General features: G+C 69.8%; 15 protein-coding genes and 1 tRNA gene. 5 read left to right on the forward strand and 11 right to left on the reverse strand.

Annotation, left to right across the window (positions count from 1 at the left end; genetic code table 11):
- Positions 1-3 precede the first annotated feature (3 nt).
- From ACLHIH_RS08240 to ACLHIH_RS08255, 4 genes are all read left to right on the forward strand, one after another.
- The gene (locus tag ACLHIH_RS08240; protein ID WP_411316236.1) at positions 4-579 is read left to right on the forward strand and encodes an ArsR/SmtB family transcription factor; all 576 of its coding nucleotides are present in this window, start codon (positions 4-6) and stop codon (positions 577-579) included.
- A 21-nt stretch (positions 580-600) separates the two neighbouring features.
- Positions 601-1,740, forward strand: coding sequence for a serine hydrolase domain-containing protein (locus ACLHIH_RS08245; RefSeq protein WP_411316237.1), 1,140 nt, complete (start codon positions 601-603; stop codon positions 1,738-1,740).
- Positions 1,737-2,099 (forward strand): hypothetical protein, encoded by a 363-nt coding sequence (locus tag ACLHIH_RS08250; protein WP_411316238.1) that lies wholly within the window; start codon positions 1,737-1,739, stop codon positions 2,097-2,099. The genes ACLHIH_RS08245 and ACLHIH_RS08250 overlap by 4 nt, the downstream gene beginning before the upstream one ends.
- Positions 2,100-2,537: 438 nt before the next feature.
- A complete protein-coding gene (locus ACLHIH_RS08255; RefSeq protein ID WP_411316239.1) occupies positions 2,538-2,837 on the forward strand; it encodes a hypothetical protein in 300 nt (99 codons plus the stop codon).
- 91 nt (positions 2,838-2,928) lie between these two features.
- Here the strand turns inward: ACLHIH_RS08255 and ACLHIH_RS08260 are convergent.
- The 11 genes from ACLHIH_RS08260 to ACLHIH_RS08310 form a co-directional block, all read right to left on the reverse strand.
- Positions 2,929-3,001, reverse strand: a tRNA-Thr gene (locus ACLHIH_RS08260).
- Between the two features lie 45 nt (positions 3,002-3,046).
- Positions 3,047-3,685: a TetR family transcriptional regulator gene (locus ACLHIH_RS08265; protein ID WP_411316240.1), complete on the reverse strand. Its 639-nt coding sequence runs from the start codon at positions 3,683-3,685 to the stop codon at positions 3,047-3,049.
- Between the two features lie 43 nt (positions 3,686-3,728).
- Complete coding sequence (locus ACLHIH_RS08270; protein ID WP_411316241.1) at positions 3,729-5,300, reverse strand: alpha/beta hydrolase; 1,572 nt, start codon at positions 5,298-5,300, stop codon at positions 3,729-3,731.
- The gene (locus ACLHIH_RS08275; RefSeq protein WP_411316242.1) at positions 5,297-6,454 is read right to left on the reverse strand and encodes a DNA polymerase III subunit delta'; all 1,158 of its coding nucleotides are present in this window, start codon (positions 6,452-6,454) and stop codon (positions 5,297-5,299) included. The genes ACLHIH_RS08270 and ACLHIH_RS08275 overlap by 4 nt, the downstream gene beginning before the upstream one ends.
- A 131-nt stretch (positions 6,455-6,585) precedes the next feature.
- Positions 6,586-7,203 (reverse strand): dTMP kinase, encoded by a 618-nt coding sequence (tmk, locus tag ACLHIH_RS08280; protein ID WP_411316243.1) that lies wholly within the window; start codon positions 7,201-7,203, stop codon positions 6,586-6,588.
- Positions 7,200-10,133 (reverse strand): type I DNA topoisomerase, encoded by a 2,934-nt coding sequence (gene topA, locus ACLHIH_RS08285; RefSeq protein WP_411316244.1) that lies wholly within the window; start codon positions 10,131-10,133, stop codon positions 7,200-7,202. The genes tmk and topA overlap by 4 nt, the downstream gene beginning before the upstream one ends.
- A gap of 245 nt (positions 10,134-10,378) precedes the next feature.
- A complete protein-coding gene (locus ACLHIH_RS08290) occupies positions 10,379-10,741 on the reverse strand; it encodes an Rv3654c family TadE-like protein (RefSeq protein ID WP_411316245.1) in 363 nt (120 codons plus the stop codon).
- A gap of 1 nt (position 10,742) precedes the next feature.
- Positions 10,743-11,096: a TadE family type IV pilus minor pilin gene (locus tag ACLHIH_RS08295; RefSeq protein ID WP_411316246.1), complete on the reverse strand. Its 354-nt coding sequence runs from the start codon at positions 11,094-11,096 to the stop codon at positions 10,743-10,745.
- 4 nt (positions 11,097-11,100) lie between these two features.
- The gene (locus ACLHIH_RS08300) at positions 11,101-11,292 is read right to left on the reverse strand and encodes a DUF4244 domain-containing protein (protein ID WP_411316340.1); all 192 of its coding nucleotides are present in this window, start codon (positions 11,290-11,292) and stop codon (positions 11,101-11,103) included.
- Between the two features lie 197 nt (positions 11,293-11,489).
- On the reverse strand, positions 11,490-12,488 hold the full coding sequence (locus ACLHIH_RS08305) for a type II secretion system F family protein (protein ID WP_411316247.1): 999 nt from the start codon (positions 12,486-12,488) through the stop codon (positions 11,490-11,492).
- Positions 12,475-13,686 (reverse strand): TadA family conjugal transfer-associated ATPase, encoded by a 1,212-nt coding sequence (locus tag ACLHIH_RS08310; RefSeq protein ID WP_411316248.1) that lies wholly within the window; start codon positions 13,684-13,686, stop codon positions 12,475-12,477. The genes ACLHIH_RS08305 and ACLHIH_RS08310 overlap by 14 nt, the downstream gene beginning before the upstream one ends.
- Positions 13,687-14,075: 389 nt before the next feature.
- Here ACLHIH_RS08310 and acs point away from each other — a divergent pair, with 389 nt between their 5' ends.
- Positions 14,076-16,043: an acetate--CoA ligase gene (gene acs, locus ACLHIH_RS08315; protein WP_411316250.1), complete on the forward strand. Its 1,968-nt coding sequence runs from the start codon at positions 14,076-14,078 to the stop codon at positions 16,041-16,043.
- Positions 16,044-16,054 lie beyond the last annotated feature (11 nt).

A 16,054-nucleotide genomic window follows, 5' to 3' on the forward strand; every position in this document is an offset into this window, starting at 1 on the left:
AGCATGGTCAGGACCGAGAGCGATCCGTTCGTCGACCGCCTCGCGGCGATGGAACGCCGCATCGAGTTGCTCGAGCAGCGCCTCGACGACGGCGCCGGCATCCTGTCGGCGGCGGATCAGGGGGCTGCGGCGGCTCCCGGCGCGGGCGACGTCGCGGCGCCGGCACTCGACCCCGAGATCTTCTGGGCACTCACGCGGCTCAAGACCGAACTGCCGCCGCCGGGCGGTGTCGTCTTCACGGGGGCCGTCGACCTGCCGACCGGGATGCACGCGGAGTGGCAGATCGGCGCCGCCACCGACACACTTCTCGGCCGCGACTGGGACACCGTCGCGCCCGCGATCTCCGCGCTCGCCCACCCGACGCGCTTGAGCATCCTGCACGTCGTCGCGAACGGGGCGTCGACGGTCGCCGAGCTCGCCGCCCTCGAGGGGTTCGGCACCACCGGCCAGATCTACCATCACGTCAACCAGCTCGTCTCGGCGGGGTGGCTCGAGTCACCCGGTCGCGGACGCTATTCGATCCCCGCGGCGAAGCTCGTGCCGCTGCTCGTCATCCTCACCGCCGCCGGTCTGTACTGACCCCGACCAGGAACATCCGCCATGCCTCAGACCTCCTTTCGTCTCCGCGCCCTCGCGATCGCCGTCGCCGTCGCCGTGGTCGCTCTCGGTGTCGCCGTGGTTCCCCGCGGGCCCGCTCTGTCGACCGACGTCGCGGGCGACCCCGACCTCGTTCAGGCGAGTCGTCCGATGCTCGAAAGCGCCGGGGCGCTCCGCACGGCGAGTGTCGTCGTGGTCGACGGCGATTCGGTCTCGACCGCTCATTTCGGCGCCGCCGACGACACCGTGTACGAGATCGGCAGCGTGTCGAAGACGTTCACCGCGGCACTCTTCGCCGACGCCATCGAGCGCGGCGACGTCTCTGCAGACGACGAGGTCGGCGAGTACCTCGACCTGGAGGGAGCCCCGATCGCCGAGGTCAGCCTCGCGGAACTCGCGCAGCACACCTCCGGCCTCCCGAGTGTGCCCGGCGGGTTCGGGGCCATCCTCGCCAACTACCGTTCGGTCGCGTTCGGAACGGATCCGTATGGCTACGACTTCGACGAGCTTCTCGACCACGCGCGGAGCGAGTCCCTGGGCGGGCGCGGCGACTACTCGTATTCCAACATGGGAATATCGCTTCTGGGGCACGCTGTCGCTGTCGCAAGCACCCCGGGATTGGCGACGACGGACTATCCCGATGCCTACGCGATGCTGCTGCAGGCCCGCATCCTCGGTCCGCTCGGGATGACGCAGACGACGGTTCCGCAGCGGGCCGACGATCTGCCCGCCGACGCCCCCACCGGGCTCACCGCCGGCGGACGCCACTCCGACGCGTGGACTCTCGGGTCGTATGCGCCGTCGGGGAGCATCCGCTCGACCCCGCGCGACATGGCGATCTGGGCGTCTGCGCTGCTCGACGGCTCAGCACCCGGCTCGGCGGCTCTCGACCCGTCGTCGACCGTGGACGACGCCCTCGAGGTCGGCTACGCCTGGCATGTCTCGACCGAGCCCGGGGCCGCGGCCGAGCCCGACCGTGTCGTCACCTGGCACAACGGCCGCACGGGAGGGTTCGCGAGCATGCTCGCCCTCGACCGCGAGGCCGGGCGCGCGGCGTTCGTCGTCGTCGACAGCGCGACGAACGTCGACGCCGCAGGCGTCGATCTGCTCGACGCCGAGCTCGTCGGGGAGGCGGCATCATGATCGTCACCGTTCTGCTCGTCGCGGGCATCGCCGCGCTCGTCGGTCTTCCCGCCGCCTACGCGGTGCGGTCCTGGCGCCCGGGCAAGAAACCGCCGCGCGACCGCGTGCAGCTCGTGACCTCGTTCGTCGAGGTCGTGTTCATCGCGGTGGCGGTGAAAGCGGTGATCACCGCCAATGCGCCTCTCCCCTGGTGGCTGTGGATGATCGCGGTCGTCGCCATCGCGATCGGCGCGGCCGGTGCCGTGCTGCGATGGCCGACGCTTCCCCTCACCGCCCCCGGCGCAAGCCGCCGCAACCGCCTGATCGGTGGTTCGCTCTCCGTCGTGCTGTGGGCCGGCTTGAGCATCGTGCTCATCTGAACCCGTCTCGATTGCCTCTTCCCTTCGCCGTCACGCGGCTGCTACTGTCAGACCCGGTTCGCAGGGCACCCGCTCGCACCGCATCGATTCACCGAAAGGAGCACGCCATGACGTTCGCATTCACGCCGTCTATCGCCCCCTGCGTCGCTCCGTTCTCTGCCGCCTGAGCAGCACGCTCCCCGCGTAGTCCCGCTCTCGAGCAGTCTCGGCACCTGACCATTCCGGTCTCGCCGACGCTCCCCGCCGCTGTCTGATCAGCGGCCGACCCCGCGACATCCGTCGCAGCGCACGGTCGTGCGTCGGTCGCCCCTCTCCGCCGCGCAGGCATCCGTCTGCCCGGTCCGTGCCCGACCCCCAGGATGCGAACGTGCTGCTGCAGCGGCCGGGGCGCGTCGCCCCGCCGACCGGTTCCCGAGGTCGGCAGAAAGGAGAACCATCATGAACACTGTTCTCGACCGGCCCGCGCGTCAGACTGTCGTCGATACGACGGAGGTCACGGCGACCGCCGCCATCACGGTGACGAGGCGCGTGGTGGTCACGATCGACTCGTCGCTCGAGGGCGAGACGCGGCACGTGTCTCGGCCGACCCCGCTCGGGTCGCTCGTTGCGCGCGTCGGCGTGGCGATGATCGTGTGGGGCTCGCGGCCACCGGTGACCGCCTCGGTTCTCGAGGCTCGAGCCGCGATGGACGACGAGCGCGTGCACGCACAGGCGCTCTCGCACGGCATCATCCGCTAGCGCTGGTCGGGTGCCGCGGTTCGCCGCGGTGCCCGGCTCCGGGCGGTACGCACGGCGAGCAACACGACGCGGACGCCTGATCGAGTGACGGAGCCGCCTGTCAGAATCGAACTGACGACCTTCTCATTACGAGTGAGATGCTCTACCGACTGAGCTAAGGCGGCGTGACGATCCGGTCTCCCGGCGGCACAGCATGAAAGCTTAGCCGATCAAACCGGTGCGGTTCGCCCGGCCACCTGCTGCAGGATCGCGAACGAGTCGAGAACGCGGTCGGCGAGCGACACGCTGCCGTCGGAATCCGCCCAACTCGCCCACGCGTGACGCAGCGCACCGAAGGCCACGAGGGTCACGAGCCTCGCGCGGTCGGCGAGCACGGCGTCGTCGGAGGCGAGCGCGGGATCGTCGTGGGCGAGCCGGCGCGCCACCACGAGGGCGAGCTCATCCTCGAACGAGCGCATCGTCGCGATGCGCATCGCGAAGAGCTGCGGGTTGCCCTTGAGAATGCGGCGACGCATCGCCGAGAGCGCCTTGTCTCCCGGGGTCGCGTCGGCGGCGAGGGTGAGCAGGTGGGCGAGGTCGGGGAGCAGGGCTCGTTCGCTCGCGGCGACCACGAAGAGCTCGATGTCGTCGCCCTCCGGAAACTGCGGGCCCTCACCGACGACGGCGGCCTCCTTCGACACGAAATAGTTGAAGAAGGTGCGGGGGGAGACATCCGCGTGGGCACTGATCTCTTCGACCGTCACGTTCTCGAACCCGCGTTCGTCGATGAGGGTGAGGGCCGCAGACTCGATCGAGAACTTGGTTGCGGCGCGCTTGCGCTCGCGAAGGCCGGGCGCGGGAGTGATCACGGATCTATTCTTGCAGTTACTGCAAACTTGCAGCAAGGGGCTGTCAGCAGAGCGGATCGGTTCGCGGCACCGTGCCCTCGAGGAAGAAGTCGTCGACCGCGTCGTCCACACACGCATTCGACTTGTTGTATGCCGTGTGACCCTCACCGTCGTAGGTCACGAGGTGGCCGTTCTCGAGCTGCTCGCTCAGACTCTGCGCCCAGATATAGGGAGTCGCGGGGTCGTTGGTCGTGCCCACGACGAGAATGGGAGCCGAGCCCTCCGCGGCGATCTCGGTGCGCTCGCGGGTCGACTCGAACGGCCACTCGGCGCAGGACGTTCCCCCGCCCGACATCGTCGGACCGAAGACGGGGGCGACCTCGGCGAGTTGCTCGGCTTCCTCCTCGCGGGATTCCGGCGTGCCCGACGACGTGTAGTCGAGGCAGTTGATGGCGATGAACGCCTCCGTCGAGTTGTCGGCGTAGACCCCGTCGGCGTCGCGGGCGTAGTAACTGTCGGCGAGTTGGAACGCGTAGTCGGCCTCGCCCTGCAGCACCGACGCGAACATCTCGGTGAGCACGGGCCAGCTCTCCGCGCTGTAGAGGGGGAGGATGATCGCGTAGAACATCGTCCGGCTGCCGAGTTGACGGCCGTCTGTCGCCCGGAGGGGACTCGCGTCGAGACTGTCGAGGAGAGCCGCGATATCCCCCGCCGCATCGTCGACCGACCCGCGGAACGGGCACGCCGACGACGTGAGGCAGTCCTCGAGGTAGGCCTCGAGCGCACTCTCGAACCCCTCCGCTTGCGTGCGGGTGACGTCGAAGTCGGTGGTCGCCGGATCGATGGCGCCGTCGAACACCAGTCGACCGGTCTTGCCGGGGAAGAGGTCGGCGAACGTCCCCCCGAGGAGGGTGCCGTAGGAGTAGCCCAGGTAGTTGAGCCGCGCGTCTCCGAGAGCGGCCCGGAGCATGTCGAGGTCTTTCGCCGCACTCACCGTGTCGACATGACCGAGCAGATCACCGGTGTGCTCGAGGCACGCCGCACCGAACGCGGCCGTCACGCGCTCGGACTCGGCGATGAACTCGGGCGTGCCGGGCTCGGCCGACGGGAGATCGAAGAGGTAGGCGTCGAGTTCGGCGGGGTCGTCGTAGCACGACACCGCCGACGACCTGTTGACCCCGCGGGGGTCGAAGCCGACGATGTCGTATCGCTCCTGCAGTCGCGGTGACGCGGCGAAGTCGACACTGTCGCGCACGAAATCGAAGCCGGAGCCTCCCGGACCGCCGGGGTTGATGAGCAGCGAACCGATCGGGTCGCTCGGCGCCGTCGAGCGGATGAGCGCGAGGTCGATCTCGCCGCGCGACGGCTCCGACCAGTCGAGGGGCGCGATCGCGGTCGCACACTGGAAACCGCCCTCGCACGCGGTCCACTCGAGCACCTGGCCGTAGAACGGTTCGAGTTGAGCGGAGACGGTCTCGCCCGTGGGGGTGGATGTCGCGGACCGCTCGGGGATGAAGGCCGACACGCACCCCGTGAGCGCGACCGCCGCGGCGAGGACCGTTGCGAGCACGGCGGCAGCGCGACCGCGGCGGGCCCCGCTTCGACGCTCCACCACAGGCTGGTGCGCCCGCGTCATCCGCGGGTCCCGCGCGCCGCGGTGACGAGCATCGCCTCGAGGGCGAGCGCGGGAGCGACGTTGCCCTCGATGCGCTTGCGCGTGAGCGTGATGGCGTCGATCGTTGCGAGGGTCTGCTCCGCTGTCGACTCGGCACTCGCCGTGCGCACCTCGCGCTCGATGTGCGCGTTGACGAGGGAGCTGCCCACTCCGAGCTGCAGCATGAGGATGTCGCGATAGAGCGAGAGCAGGTCGACCATGATGCGGTCGATACCGTCGCGCAGGCTGCGCGTCGCGCGGCGCTTCTGGTCTTCTTCGAGCGTGCGCAGTTGGGCTCGCAACGCCGGGGGCACCGTGCCGCCCGGGGCGACGCCGAGCGATCGCAGGGCACTCTCGCGCTCCTCCGCGTCGCGTTCGGTCGTGATCGCCTTCGCGTCGTCGCCCGCGAGCGCCAGCAGGGTCGCGGCCGCGACGACCGCGTCGGAGACCGAGCGGATGCCGAGGGCCGTCGAGAGCGTGCGATCGCGGCGGTCCCGTGCTTCGGCGTTGGTTGCGAGACGGTGCGCCATTCCGATGTGGCTCTGCGCCTCGCGCGCGGCGCGCTGGGCCACATCGGCGTCGACGTGATCGCGGCGCGCGATGAGCGACGCGACGTCGTCGACGCTCGGCACCCGCAACCTCACACTGCGCACTCGCGAGCGGATCGTGGGGATGAGGTCTGCTTCGCTCGGCGCGCACAGAATCCAGACGGTGCGCGGTGGTGGTTCTTCGAGGGCTTTGAGGAGCACGTTCGAGGCGCTCTCGCGCATCCTGTCGGCGTCTTCGATGATCATGACGCGGTAGCGCGCGACCGACGGTGAGTAGTTCGAGCTCTTGACGAGAGCGCGCACCTCGTCGATCGTGATGATCACGCGCTCCGTGCTCAGCACCGCGAGGTCGGGATGCGTGCGTGCCGCGACTTGCTTCGACGTCACATCGTCACCGTCGGGGGTGCCACTGAGGAGTGCGGCGGCGAACGCGAACGCGAGGTTCGAGCGCCCGGAACCGGGGGGCCCCGTCACGAGCCATGAGTGCGTCATCGCCCGACTCGCATCGCCGTCGGCGGTCTGCTGCGCGGCAGCGCGGAACGCCGCGATCGCGTCCGGCTGGCCGGTCAGGTCGTCCCACACAGACATGCGATCAGCCTAATCGGCACCGACGACGCGGTTGTGCGAGCGCCGGCGGTATGGGGACTGGCGTCGTGAGCGCTGGCACCGTGAGCACTGCCGGTGTGAGCACCGCCGGTCTGCGCGCGGGCACGACGGGCTCAGCGCAGGGTCGTGACGCGGGCGACGATGAGCGCGTGGATCTCGTCGACGGGGAGGGTCGCGTCGACGACGAGAAACCGGTCGGGCTCGGCGGCGGCGAGGGCGAGGTACCCGTCGCGCACGCGCGTGTGGAATTCGGCCGCTTCGGCTTCGAGCCTGTCGAACACCTTCGCGTCGGCGTCGAGTCGCGCGCGACCCGTCGCGACGTCGAGGTCGAGCAGGACCGTGAGGTCGGGAAGGAGCCCCTCGGTCGCCCACACCGAGAGGTCGCGCACCTCCGTGGGATCGAGCACGCGCCCGGCGCCCTGATAGGCCACCGAGGAGTCGAGGTAGCGATCCTGGATCACGATGTCGCCGCGCTCGACCGCCGGTCGCACTCGTGTGGCGATGTTGTGCGCGCGGTCAGCGGCGTAGAGCAGCGCTTCTGCGCGCGGCGCGATGTAGCCGCGGCGGTGAAGGATGATCTCGCGGAGCTCGATACCCAGCTCGGTGCCGCCCGGCTCGCGGGAGTGCACGACGGTCGCGCCGGTCGACTCCAGCCACCGCGTCAGAAGGGCCGACTGGGTCGACTTGCCCGACCCGTCACCGCCCTCGAGGGTGATGAAGAGACCGGTCACGTCGCGTCGGCCCGGGTGTCCTCGACCGTCACGCTCGCGGCGGTCGCCGCGCCCGCCCGCACGGCAGGCTTGGCTGCTGCCACCTTCGTGGTCGTGGGCGTCTTCGCCGTACTGGAGGCAGCGGGCTTGGCTGCCGGCTTCTTCGCTGCCGGCTTCTTGGCCGCCGGCTTCTTCGCTGCCGGCTTCTTGGCCGCCGGCTTCTTTGCTGCCGTCTTCTTCGGAGCCGGGCCCTTCGCACGCTTGTCGGCGAGCATCTGCACGGCGCGGTCGAAGTCGATCTCCTCGATCGTCTCGCCGCGCGGGATCGTGACGTTCGTCACGCCGTCGGTCACGTAGGCACCGAAGCGACCGTCCTTGATGCGAATCGGCTTGCCGCTCTCCGGGTCGGCCTCGAACTCTTTGAGGGCGCTGGACGCTCGACGAGCGCCGTACTTCGGCTGCGCGAACACCTCGAGCGCGCCGGGAAGGTCGATCTCGAAGATCTGATCCTCTTCGGTGAGCGACCGGGAGTCCGTTCCCTTTTTGAGGTAGGGCCCGAACTTGCCGTTCTGCGCGGTGATGTCTTCACCGGTCTCGGGGTCTTGGCCGACCGTTCGAGGAAGCGAGAGCAGCTTGAGGGCCGTGGCGAGGTCGACGGTCGCGAGGTCCATCGATTTGAAGATCGAGGCGGTGCGCGGTTTGACGGCGGCCGCTTTCTTCGCGGGCTTCTTCGCGGGAGCCTTGGCCGCCGCGCCGAGGATCTCCCCCGTCGCCTGGTCGACGGGTGCCGCGTCGGGCTCGGGTTCGACCTCGAGCTCGGTCACGTATGGGCCGAAGCGGCCGTCTTTCGCGACGATCTGCTTGCCGTTGTCGGGGTTGATTCCGATGACCCGATCGACGACGACGGGCGCGTCGACGAGCTCTTGCGCCTTCTGTGCGGTGAGTTCATCCGGAGCGAGGTCGAGGGGCAGGTTGACTCGGCGAGGCGTCGGTGCCTCCGCGCCCTCGGCGACGGGCTCGTCGGGCGCGACCTCGAGGTAGGGCCCGTACTTTCCGATGCGCAGGGTGATGTCGTCGGTCAGCGGCATCGAGTTGATGGTCTTCGCATCGATGTCGCCGAGGTTGTCGATGACGTTGCGGAGTCCGCGGTGCTTGTCTCCGCCGAAGTAGAAGCTCGTGAGCCAGTCGACCCGGTCTTGCGAGCCTCCGGCGATGAGGTCGAGGTCGCTCTCCATGCCGGCGGTGAAGTCGTACTGCACGAGCTCGGTGAAGAATTCTTCGAGCAGTCGCACGACCGAGAAGGCGATCCAGTTGGGCACGAGCGACTGGCCGCGCGGCGTGACGTAGCCGCGGTCGATGATCGTGGAGATGATCGACGCGTAGGTCGAGGGGCGCCCGATACCGAGCTCTTCGAGGGTCTTCACGAGGCTCGCCTCGGTGTAGCGCGGCGGGGCGCTCGTCTCGTGCCCTTTGGCGTCGACGCTCGACACGGTGAGGCTCTGGCCGACCTCGAGCGGGGGGAGCTTCGCTTCGGCGGGCTCGGCGGACTGGTTGCGCTCCTCGTCTTTGCCCTCCTCGTAGGCGAGCATGAACCCGCGGAAGGTGATGACGGTGCCGCTCGAGGTGAACTCGGCGACGGTCGGTCCGGTGCCGGGGAAGGCCGCAAGGCGCTCGGCGACGCTCGCGGAGAGCACGACGGATGCGGTCGCACCCTTGGCATCGGCCATCTGCGACGCCACGGTGCGCTTCCAGATGAGGTCGTAGAGCTTCCAGTCGTTGCCGCGCAGCGTTCCTTCGAGCTGCGACGGGGTGCGGAAGGTGTCACCCGCGGGACGGATGGCCTCGTGCGCCTCTTGTGCGCTCTTGCTCTTGCCGCTGTACATCCGCGCCTTCTCGGGCACGGTCTCCGAGCCGTAGAGCTGAGCGGCCTGCTTGCGAGCGGCGTCGACGGCCTGTTGTGACAGGTTCGGCGAATCCGTTCGCATGTAGGTGATGTAGCCGTTCTCGTAGAGACCCTGGGCCACGCTCATGGTCTGGCGCGCGGTGAAGCGCAGCTTGCGCGCGGCCTCCTGCTGCAGCGTCGACGTCGTGAACGGTGCGGCGGGTCGGCGCGTGTACGGCTTGGACTCGACACTCGAGACGGCGACGGTGGCGTCGGTGCGCAGCGCGAGCGCGAGCGCTTCGGCCGACTCCTCGACGAGCACGCGAGCATCGTTCTTGAGCTGCCCGCGGTCGTCGAAATCTTTGCCCTGGGCGATTCTGGCGCCGTCGACACGAGCGAGCCGAGCGTCGAACGCGGTCGCGTCGGCACTCGGAGCGAGCTTGGCCGAGAGGTCCCAGTAGGTCGCCGCGGTGAAGGCGAGGCGCTCGCGCTCACGCTCGACGACGAGACGCGTCGCCGCAGACTGCACGCGGCCCGCGGAGAGGCCCGGGCCGACCTTGCGCCACAGCACGGGCGAGATCTCGTAGCCGTAGAGGCGGTCGAGGATGCGACGGGTCTCTTGAGCGTCGACGAGGGCGGTGTCGATGTCGCGGGTGCTGTCGCGAGCGCGTTCGATGGCCTCCTTCGTGATCTCGTGGAACACCATGCGCTTGACGGGCACCGTCGGCTTGAGCTCCTGCAGGAGGTGCCACGCGATGGCCTCGCCCTCGCGGTCCTCATCAGTGGCGAGATAGAGCTCGTCGGCGTTCTTGAGCGCGCGCTTGAGATCGGCGACGGTCTTCTTCTTCTGGTCCGACACGACGTAGTAGGGCTCGAAGCCGTTGTCGACGTCGACGGAGAACTTGCCGAGCGACCCCTTCTTGAGTGCAGCGGGAAGGTTCTTCGGCTCGATGAGGTCGCGGATGTGGCCGACCGAGGCCTGCACCTCATACCCTTCGCCGAGGTACTGGGCGATCGTCTTCGCTTTCGCGGGTGACTCCACGATCACCAGTCGCTTCGTGACTGCCACGGGACTCCTTGCTCATACTGCCGTTGTTGCACTGATGGGTATTGCGTTCACTGGGGTGCTGCATTGATCGACGACGACGGCGTCTTCTGCCGCGTCGAGTGTCGTGCGCTGCGCCGATGCTCCACGGTGCGAATCGCTGCGCGAACCGCGCCACCGGGCGGGTTCTGCGCCCCGGCCGGGCCGATCCGCCCTGAGAGCGACCGACAACGCACACCATACACACCCAACTGCGTAGGCCTCCTAATTCATCCCGACTCGGGCGGGCCCGCGGTGGCGCGAGCGCGCACGGGCAGTCCGGCGACGACGGCACTCGCCTCGACAGTCGCGATGAGCCCGTCGACGACGCATGCCGTGAGCTCCGAACCGTTGACGCTCGCGATGTGTTCGGCGAGCGCACACGGCGCTCCCGCGACGGCGCCGCTCGCGGCGTCGGCTGCCGCGAGCGCCGCCGCATCCGCCGCACCGACCACTCCCTGTCGAATCGTGAGCGCGCCTGCGAGCGACGCGACGGCCACCGCGAACACGACCGTCGCAGCGGCGATCGCGATGGCGAGCACGGCGGCGGCACCCGAATCGTGAGCGGATGCGGCGGCGTCGGGCTCGACCACGTCACCGCCCGCCGCCGAGAGCGCACGACCCGGCCGTGAGCGAGACGAGCTGGAGAACCCCGCCCGCCGCTCCCCCGGGAGCCGTGAGGGTCACGCACTCGAGGTCACCGCGCGTCTCCGACGCGAGCACGGCCCCCGCGACGCGGGAGTTCGCGAGCGCCGATGCCGCCGAGGCGTCGTCGCCGCGGGCGAGGGAGCGAGCCGCGTCGGCCGCGGCATCCTGCAACCGCACCTGCCGCGTGGTCGCCTGCATCGCGAGCAGACACAGCACGAGGACCATGACGATCGCCGGCACCACGACGACGAATTCGGCCGTGACGCTGCCGCGCTCGCCGTCGGCAGACACCCGCTTCACGGCGTCACCCGGCGAAGGTCAGCGCACGCTCGACGAGGTCGGTGAGGATTCCCCGCACCTGGTCGCTGCGCATGATGACGACGAGCAGCCCCGCGAATCCGACGGCGGCCATCGTCGCGATCGCGTATTCGGCAGTGGCCGCACCCCGATCGTCGAGGAATGCGGGGCCGGGGCCCGAGGCGAGCGCCGTATCGATCGGGTCGGACGCGTGGTCGCGGGCCGACGGAGCGAGGTCGGCGACGGCGCGGCGGGCCGCGGCGGGAGGGACGGGAGGGACGGGAGGGACTGCGGCGTGGAGAGTCATGACGTTCCTTACATAAGGGAGAGGCTCGCATCGAGGCTGCCATCCGTGCTCCCGTCGTGGGACGTCGAGACCGACACGGTCGGAGGAGGTCAGAATCCGTCGACTGTGGACGAGATGACCGAGAGCAGGAGCGGCGCGACACCGAGGAGCATGAAGGCGGGGAGCACGCAGATGCCGAGGGGGAGCATGAGCGTCACCGCGAGCGACGCGGCCCGACGCTCTCCCTCGCTGCGCGCGTCGCGGCGCACTTCGTCGGCCGTGCTCCGCAAGAGCACGGCCGCGGGAACCCCCGCGCGCTCGGAAAGCCCGAGCACCGCATCGACGGCGTCGGGCTCACGGGCGGGCTCGCGCGCAGACTCGGCAGCAGACCCGGCTGCGGGTGCGCCCGCGTCCCGCCGCACGCCGCCGGAATCGGCGAGCCCGCACGCGGCGATCGCCTCGCGCACGGTCGTCCGCGCTCGAGGGAGCGCCGCACCCCCGGAGACCGCGATCGCCGTGAGGTCGAGCTCGATGCCGGGGGTCGCGTCGTCGAGCCGCGCTCGTGCGAGCAAGCGCGAGTTCCACAGCGCCGAGACGCCCATGAGCATGGCACCCGCGGTGAGGCACACACCGCCGGGGAGAGTCGTGAAGAGTGCGCCGATCGTGTCGAACCCGAGCGCGACCCCGAAGAGAAGCCCGACGACGGGGAGCACCATGACGAGTCGAGCCGTCGCCACGGGGCCGGCGAGCGCGACACCGAGGTCGCGCTGCACTGCGGCGACCGACCGCAGCGACGCGGCGACCTCGCCGAGAGTCGGGGCGAGCGGGGCGCCGGACACCGTGGCGACGCGCCACGCCGCGGCGACCGCGCGCCACGCCCCGCGATGGCTCGGGTGGGCGAGCTCGAGCCCCTCGAGAATGGCTCGGTCGGCCGGCGCACCCCGCGAGGTCGCCCGCGCGACGGCGGTCAGGAGCGGTGTCGTGTGAGCGGTTCCGAGCGCCGCGACGTGCGCCCAGCTCGAGACGGGCGAGACTCCGGCGCCGAGCAGCACGCCGAGCCGGTGCACGCTCGACGAGACCGCCTCGAGTCCGGGCTCACGCGTGGCCATCGGATTGCCCACCCGCCCCGCCGCCGGTGTCCCCGCCGCCACCACCGCTGCCACCGTCACCGCCACCCATCGGCACGACCGCGAGCCGGTCGCGAGCGTCGAGCGCGAACCGACCGATCGCCACGATGCGCCTGCCGCGATCCGTTCTCTCGAGATGCAGGATGGCGTCGATCGCGCTCACGGCTTGGCGCGCGGTCGCGGTCGCGTCGAGTCCGGCGAGAGCGCCGAGCGCTTCGAGTCGAGCGGGAACATCGGCGAGGGAGTTGGCGTGCAGCGTGCCCGCTCCCCCGTCGTGGCCTGTGTTGAGGGCGGAGAACAGCTCGCGGATCTCCGCGCCGCGGCACTCGCCGAGCACGAGTCGGTCGGGCCGCATCCGCAGTGCTTCGCGCACGAGTCGCGTGAGCGTCACCTCACCGGCGCCCTCGATATTCGCCTGGCGTGCCTCGAGTCCGACGAAGTGGGGGTGGTCGACGCGCAGTTCGGCGACGTCTTCGATCGCGACGATGCGGTCCGCGGCACGCGCCCCCGCGAGGAGTGCGGCGAGCGCCGTCGTCTTGCCGCTGCCTCCCGCTCCGGTCAGGAGGATGTTGCGGCGCTCTCGCACGAGCTCGAGCACCACGGACCGCGCCACGACGGCGAAGAAGCCGCCGCGTTCGAGGTCGTCGATCGTGAGGCGCACGGCCCGGGGGAGTCGCACCGAGAGGAGGGTTCCGGCCGGCGACACGGGTGGAAGCACGGCGTGCACGCGGATGCCGTCGTGCAGCCGCACGTCGACGCACGGCGCGGCCTCGTCGATGTGTCGTCCTCCCGCGCTCACGAGTCTCGTGGCGAGGGCACGCAATTCGATCTCGCTCACGCCGGGGTCGGGTTCCCGCTCGAGCCCCGCACCACGATCGACCCAGTAGGGCCCGACCCCGTTGACGAAGACATCCGTCACGGTGCCGTCGGAGATGACGTCGGCGAGGTGACCGAACTCCGCGGCTCCAGCGCGGTCGGGGGCCGAGCGAACGCCACCACCACGAGCAGCACGACCGGGGGCCTGGCCGCCGCCGCCCACCACCCCCGGATCACCCGAACCGCCCGGGCCACCCTCGACGTCGGTGTGCTCGGGTCGCGCAGCGACGAAAGGAACGGGGGTGGCAAATGCACGCGCTCCCGCCCCCGGGGTGACGCCGTCGGTGTCGCAGTCGAGCCGCATCCCCCGATGGTCGACCCTCGCGAGGCACTTCAGCGCGGAGCTCGCGTCGGCGTGCGCTCTCGCGTCGACCGCCGGAGCGGGAGGAGAGGAGCGTGAACCCGCAGACGCGCTCGTTAAAGAAGAGGGGCGGCACCGGTTGGGGGAAACTGGTGCCGCCACAGCGACGCCTGATTGGGGGGAATCGTCGGCATCGCTCATCGAATCAAATCGACTTCGCCATTGTAGCTCTCGACCCTGCAAAAAAGGAGAGTGCCGGCGCACCATTTTTCCGCGTCGGGTCGACCGCGTCGCCCCCCGATTCGTCCTGACAGACCCTCGGTCTCTCCCTAGACTCGGTCCACGCCCCAGATGGAGCCCGCCCGGGCTTCTCGAGATCGAAGAGGATCCCCATGGCCAGCAACTCGATCGACAGTTTGCAGCTCGAAACCCGGCGGTTCCCGCCGAGCGAGAGTTTCGCGGAGGGGTCGATCGCGACTCCGTCGCTCTACTCCGAGGCCGCCGACGACAGGCTCGCGTTCTGGGCGAAACAGGCCCGCTCTCTCGTGCACTGGCACAAGGACTTCACCGAGACTCTCGACTGGTCGAACCCCCCGTTCGCGAAGTGGTTCGCCGACGGCGAGCTCAACGTCGCATACAACTGCCTCGACCGACACGTGATCGCGGGCCACGGCGACCGCGTCGCGATCCACTGGGAGGGCGAGCCCGGCGACTCCCGCACCATCACCTACGCCGAGCTCACGGCCGAGGTCAAGCGCGCGGCGAACGCCCTCCTCGACCTCGGCATCGTCGCCGGCGACCGCGTCGCCGTCTACCTTCCGATGATCCCCGAGGCGGTCGTCGCGATGCTCGCCGTTGCGCGAATCGGCGCCGTGCACTCCGTGATCTTCGGCGGGTTCAGCGCCGACAGCTTGCGCGCGAGGATCGACGACGCCGACGCGCGCCTCGTCATCACCGCCGACGGCGGGTGGCGCAAGAACGCCGTGCTTCCGCTCAAACCCGCCGTCGATGCCGCCCTCGCCAAGCCGGGCGAGCACAGCGTCGAGCACGTGCTCGTCGTGCGCCGCGGCGAGAACGAGGTGGAGTGGACGGATGACCGCGACATCTGGTGGCACGATGCGATGGCCGACGCCGCCGACGAGCACGAGGCGCTCGGCTTCGAGGCCGAGCATCCGCTCTTCATCCTCTACACCTCGGGCACGACCGGGAAACCGAAGGGCATTCTGCACACGAGTGGCGGATACCTCACGCAGGTCGCGTTCACGCACAGGAACGTCTTCGATCTGCACCCCGAGTCGGATGTCTTCTGGTGCACCGCCGACGTCGGGTGGGTCACGGGCCACAGCTATGTGGTCTACGGGCCGCTCGCCAACGGCGCGACCCAGGTCATGTACGAGGGGGTGCCCGACGCCCCGGAGCCCGGTCGCTGGTGGAAGCTCATCGAGAAGTACCGCGTGAGCATCCTCTACGCGGCGCCGACCGCGATCCGCACGTTCATGAAGCTCGGGCGCGAGATCCCCCAGGCGTCTGATCTCAGCAGTCTGCGTCTGCTCGGTTCGGTCGGTGAGCCGATCAACCCCGAGGCATGGATCTGGTACCGCGAGGTGATCGGGGCCGGCGTCACGCCGATCGTCGACACGTGGTGGCAGACGGAGACGGGGGCGATCATGATCTCCGCCCTCCCCGGGCTCACGACGCTCAAGCCCGGTTCCGCTCAAGTGCCGATCCCCGGGATCACGATCGACGTCCTCGGCGAGGACGGCTCGCGCGTCGACCCGCCCAACGGCGGGCTGCTCGTGGTCTCCGAGCCCTGGCCGTCGATGCTGCGCGGCATCTGGGGTGACCCCGAGCGCTTCCGCGAGACCTACTGGTCGCGCTTCGAGGCACTCGGCGACGCGAAGTATTTCGCGGGCGACGGGGCGCACGTCGATCCCGACGGCGACATCTGGCTTCTCGGTCGCGTCGACGACGTCATGAACATCTCGGGCCACCGCTTGTCGACGGCGGAGATTGAATCGGCCCTCGTGTCTCACCCGATCGTCGCGGAGGCCGCCGTCGTCGGTGCCGCCGATGAGACGACGGGTCAGGCCGTCGTGGCGTTCGTGATCCTGAGGTCGAAGCAAGCGGCGAAGCAGACCGCGGATGAAGCGTCGACTCTCTTGCGCGGGCACGTGGCCGAGCAGATCGGGGCGATCGCCCGACCGCGGCAGATCTTCATCGTCAATGAGCTGCCCAAGACCCGCTCGGGCAAGATCATGCGGCGGTTGTTGCAGGATGTCGCGGAGGGCCGCGAGATCGGTGACACGACGACCCTGGCCGACACCTCGGTGATGCAGATCATCAGCGACACGATGAAGTAAACGGGCCCACG

This window comes from Marisediminicola sp. LYQ134 (assembly GCF_046599635.1).
Lineage (GTDB): Bacteria > Actinomycetota > Actinomycetes > Actinomycetales > Microbacteriaceae > Marisediminicola.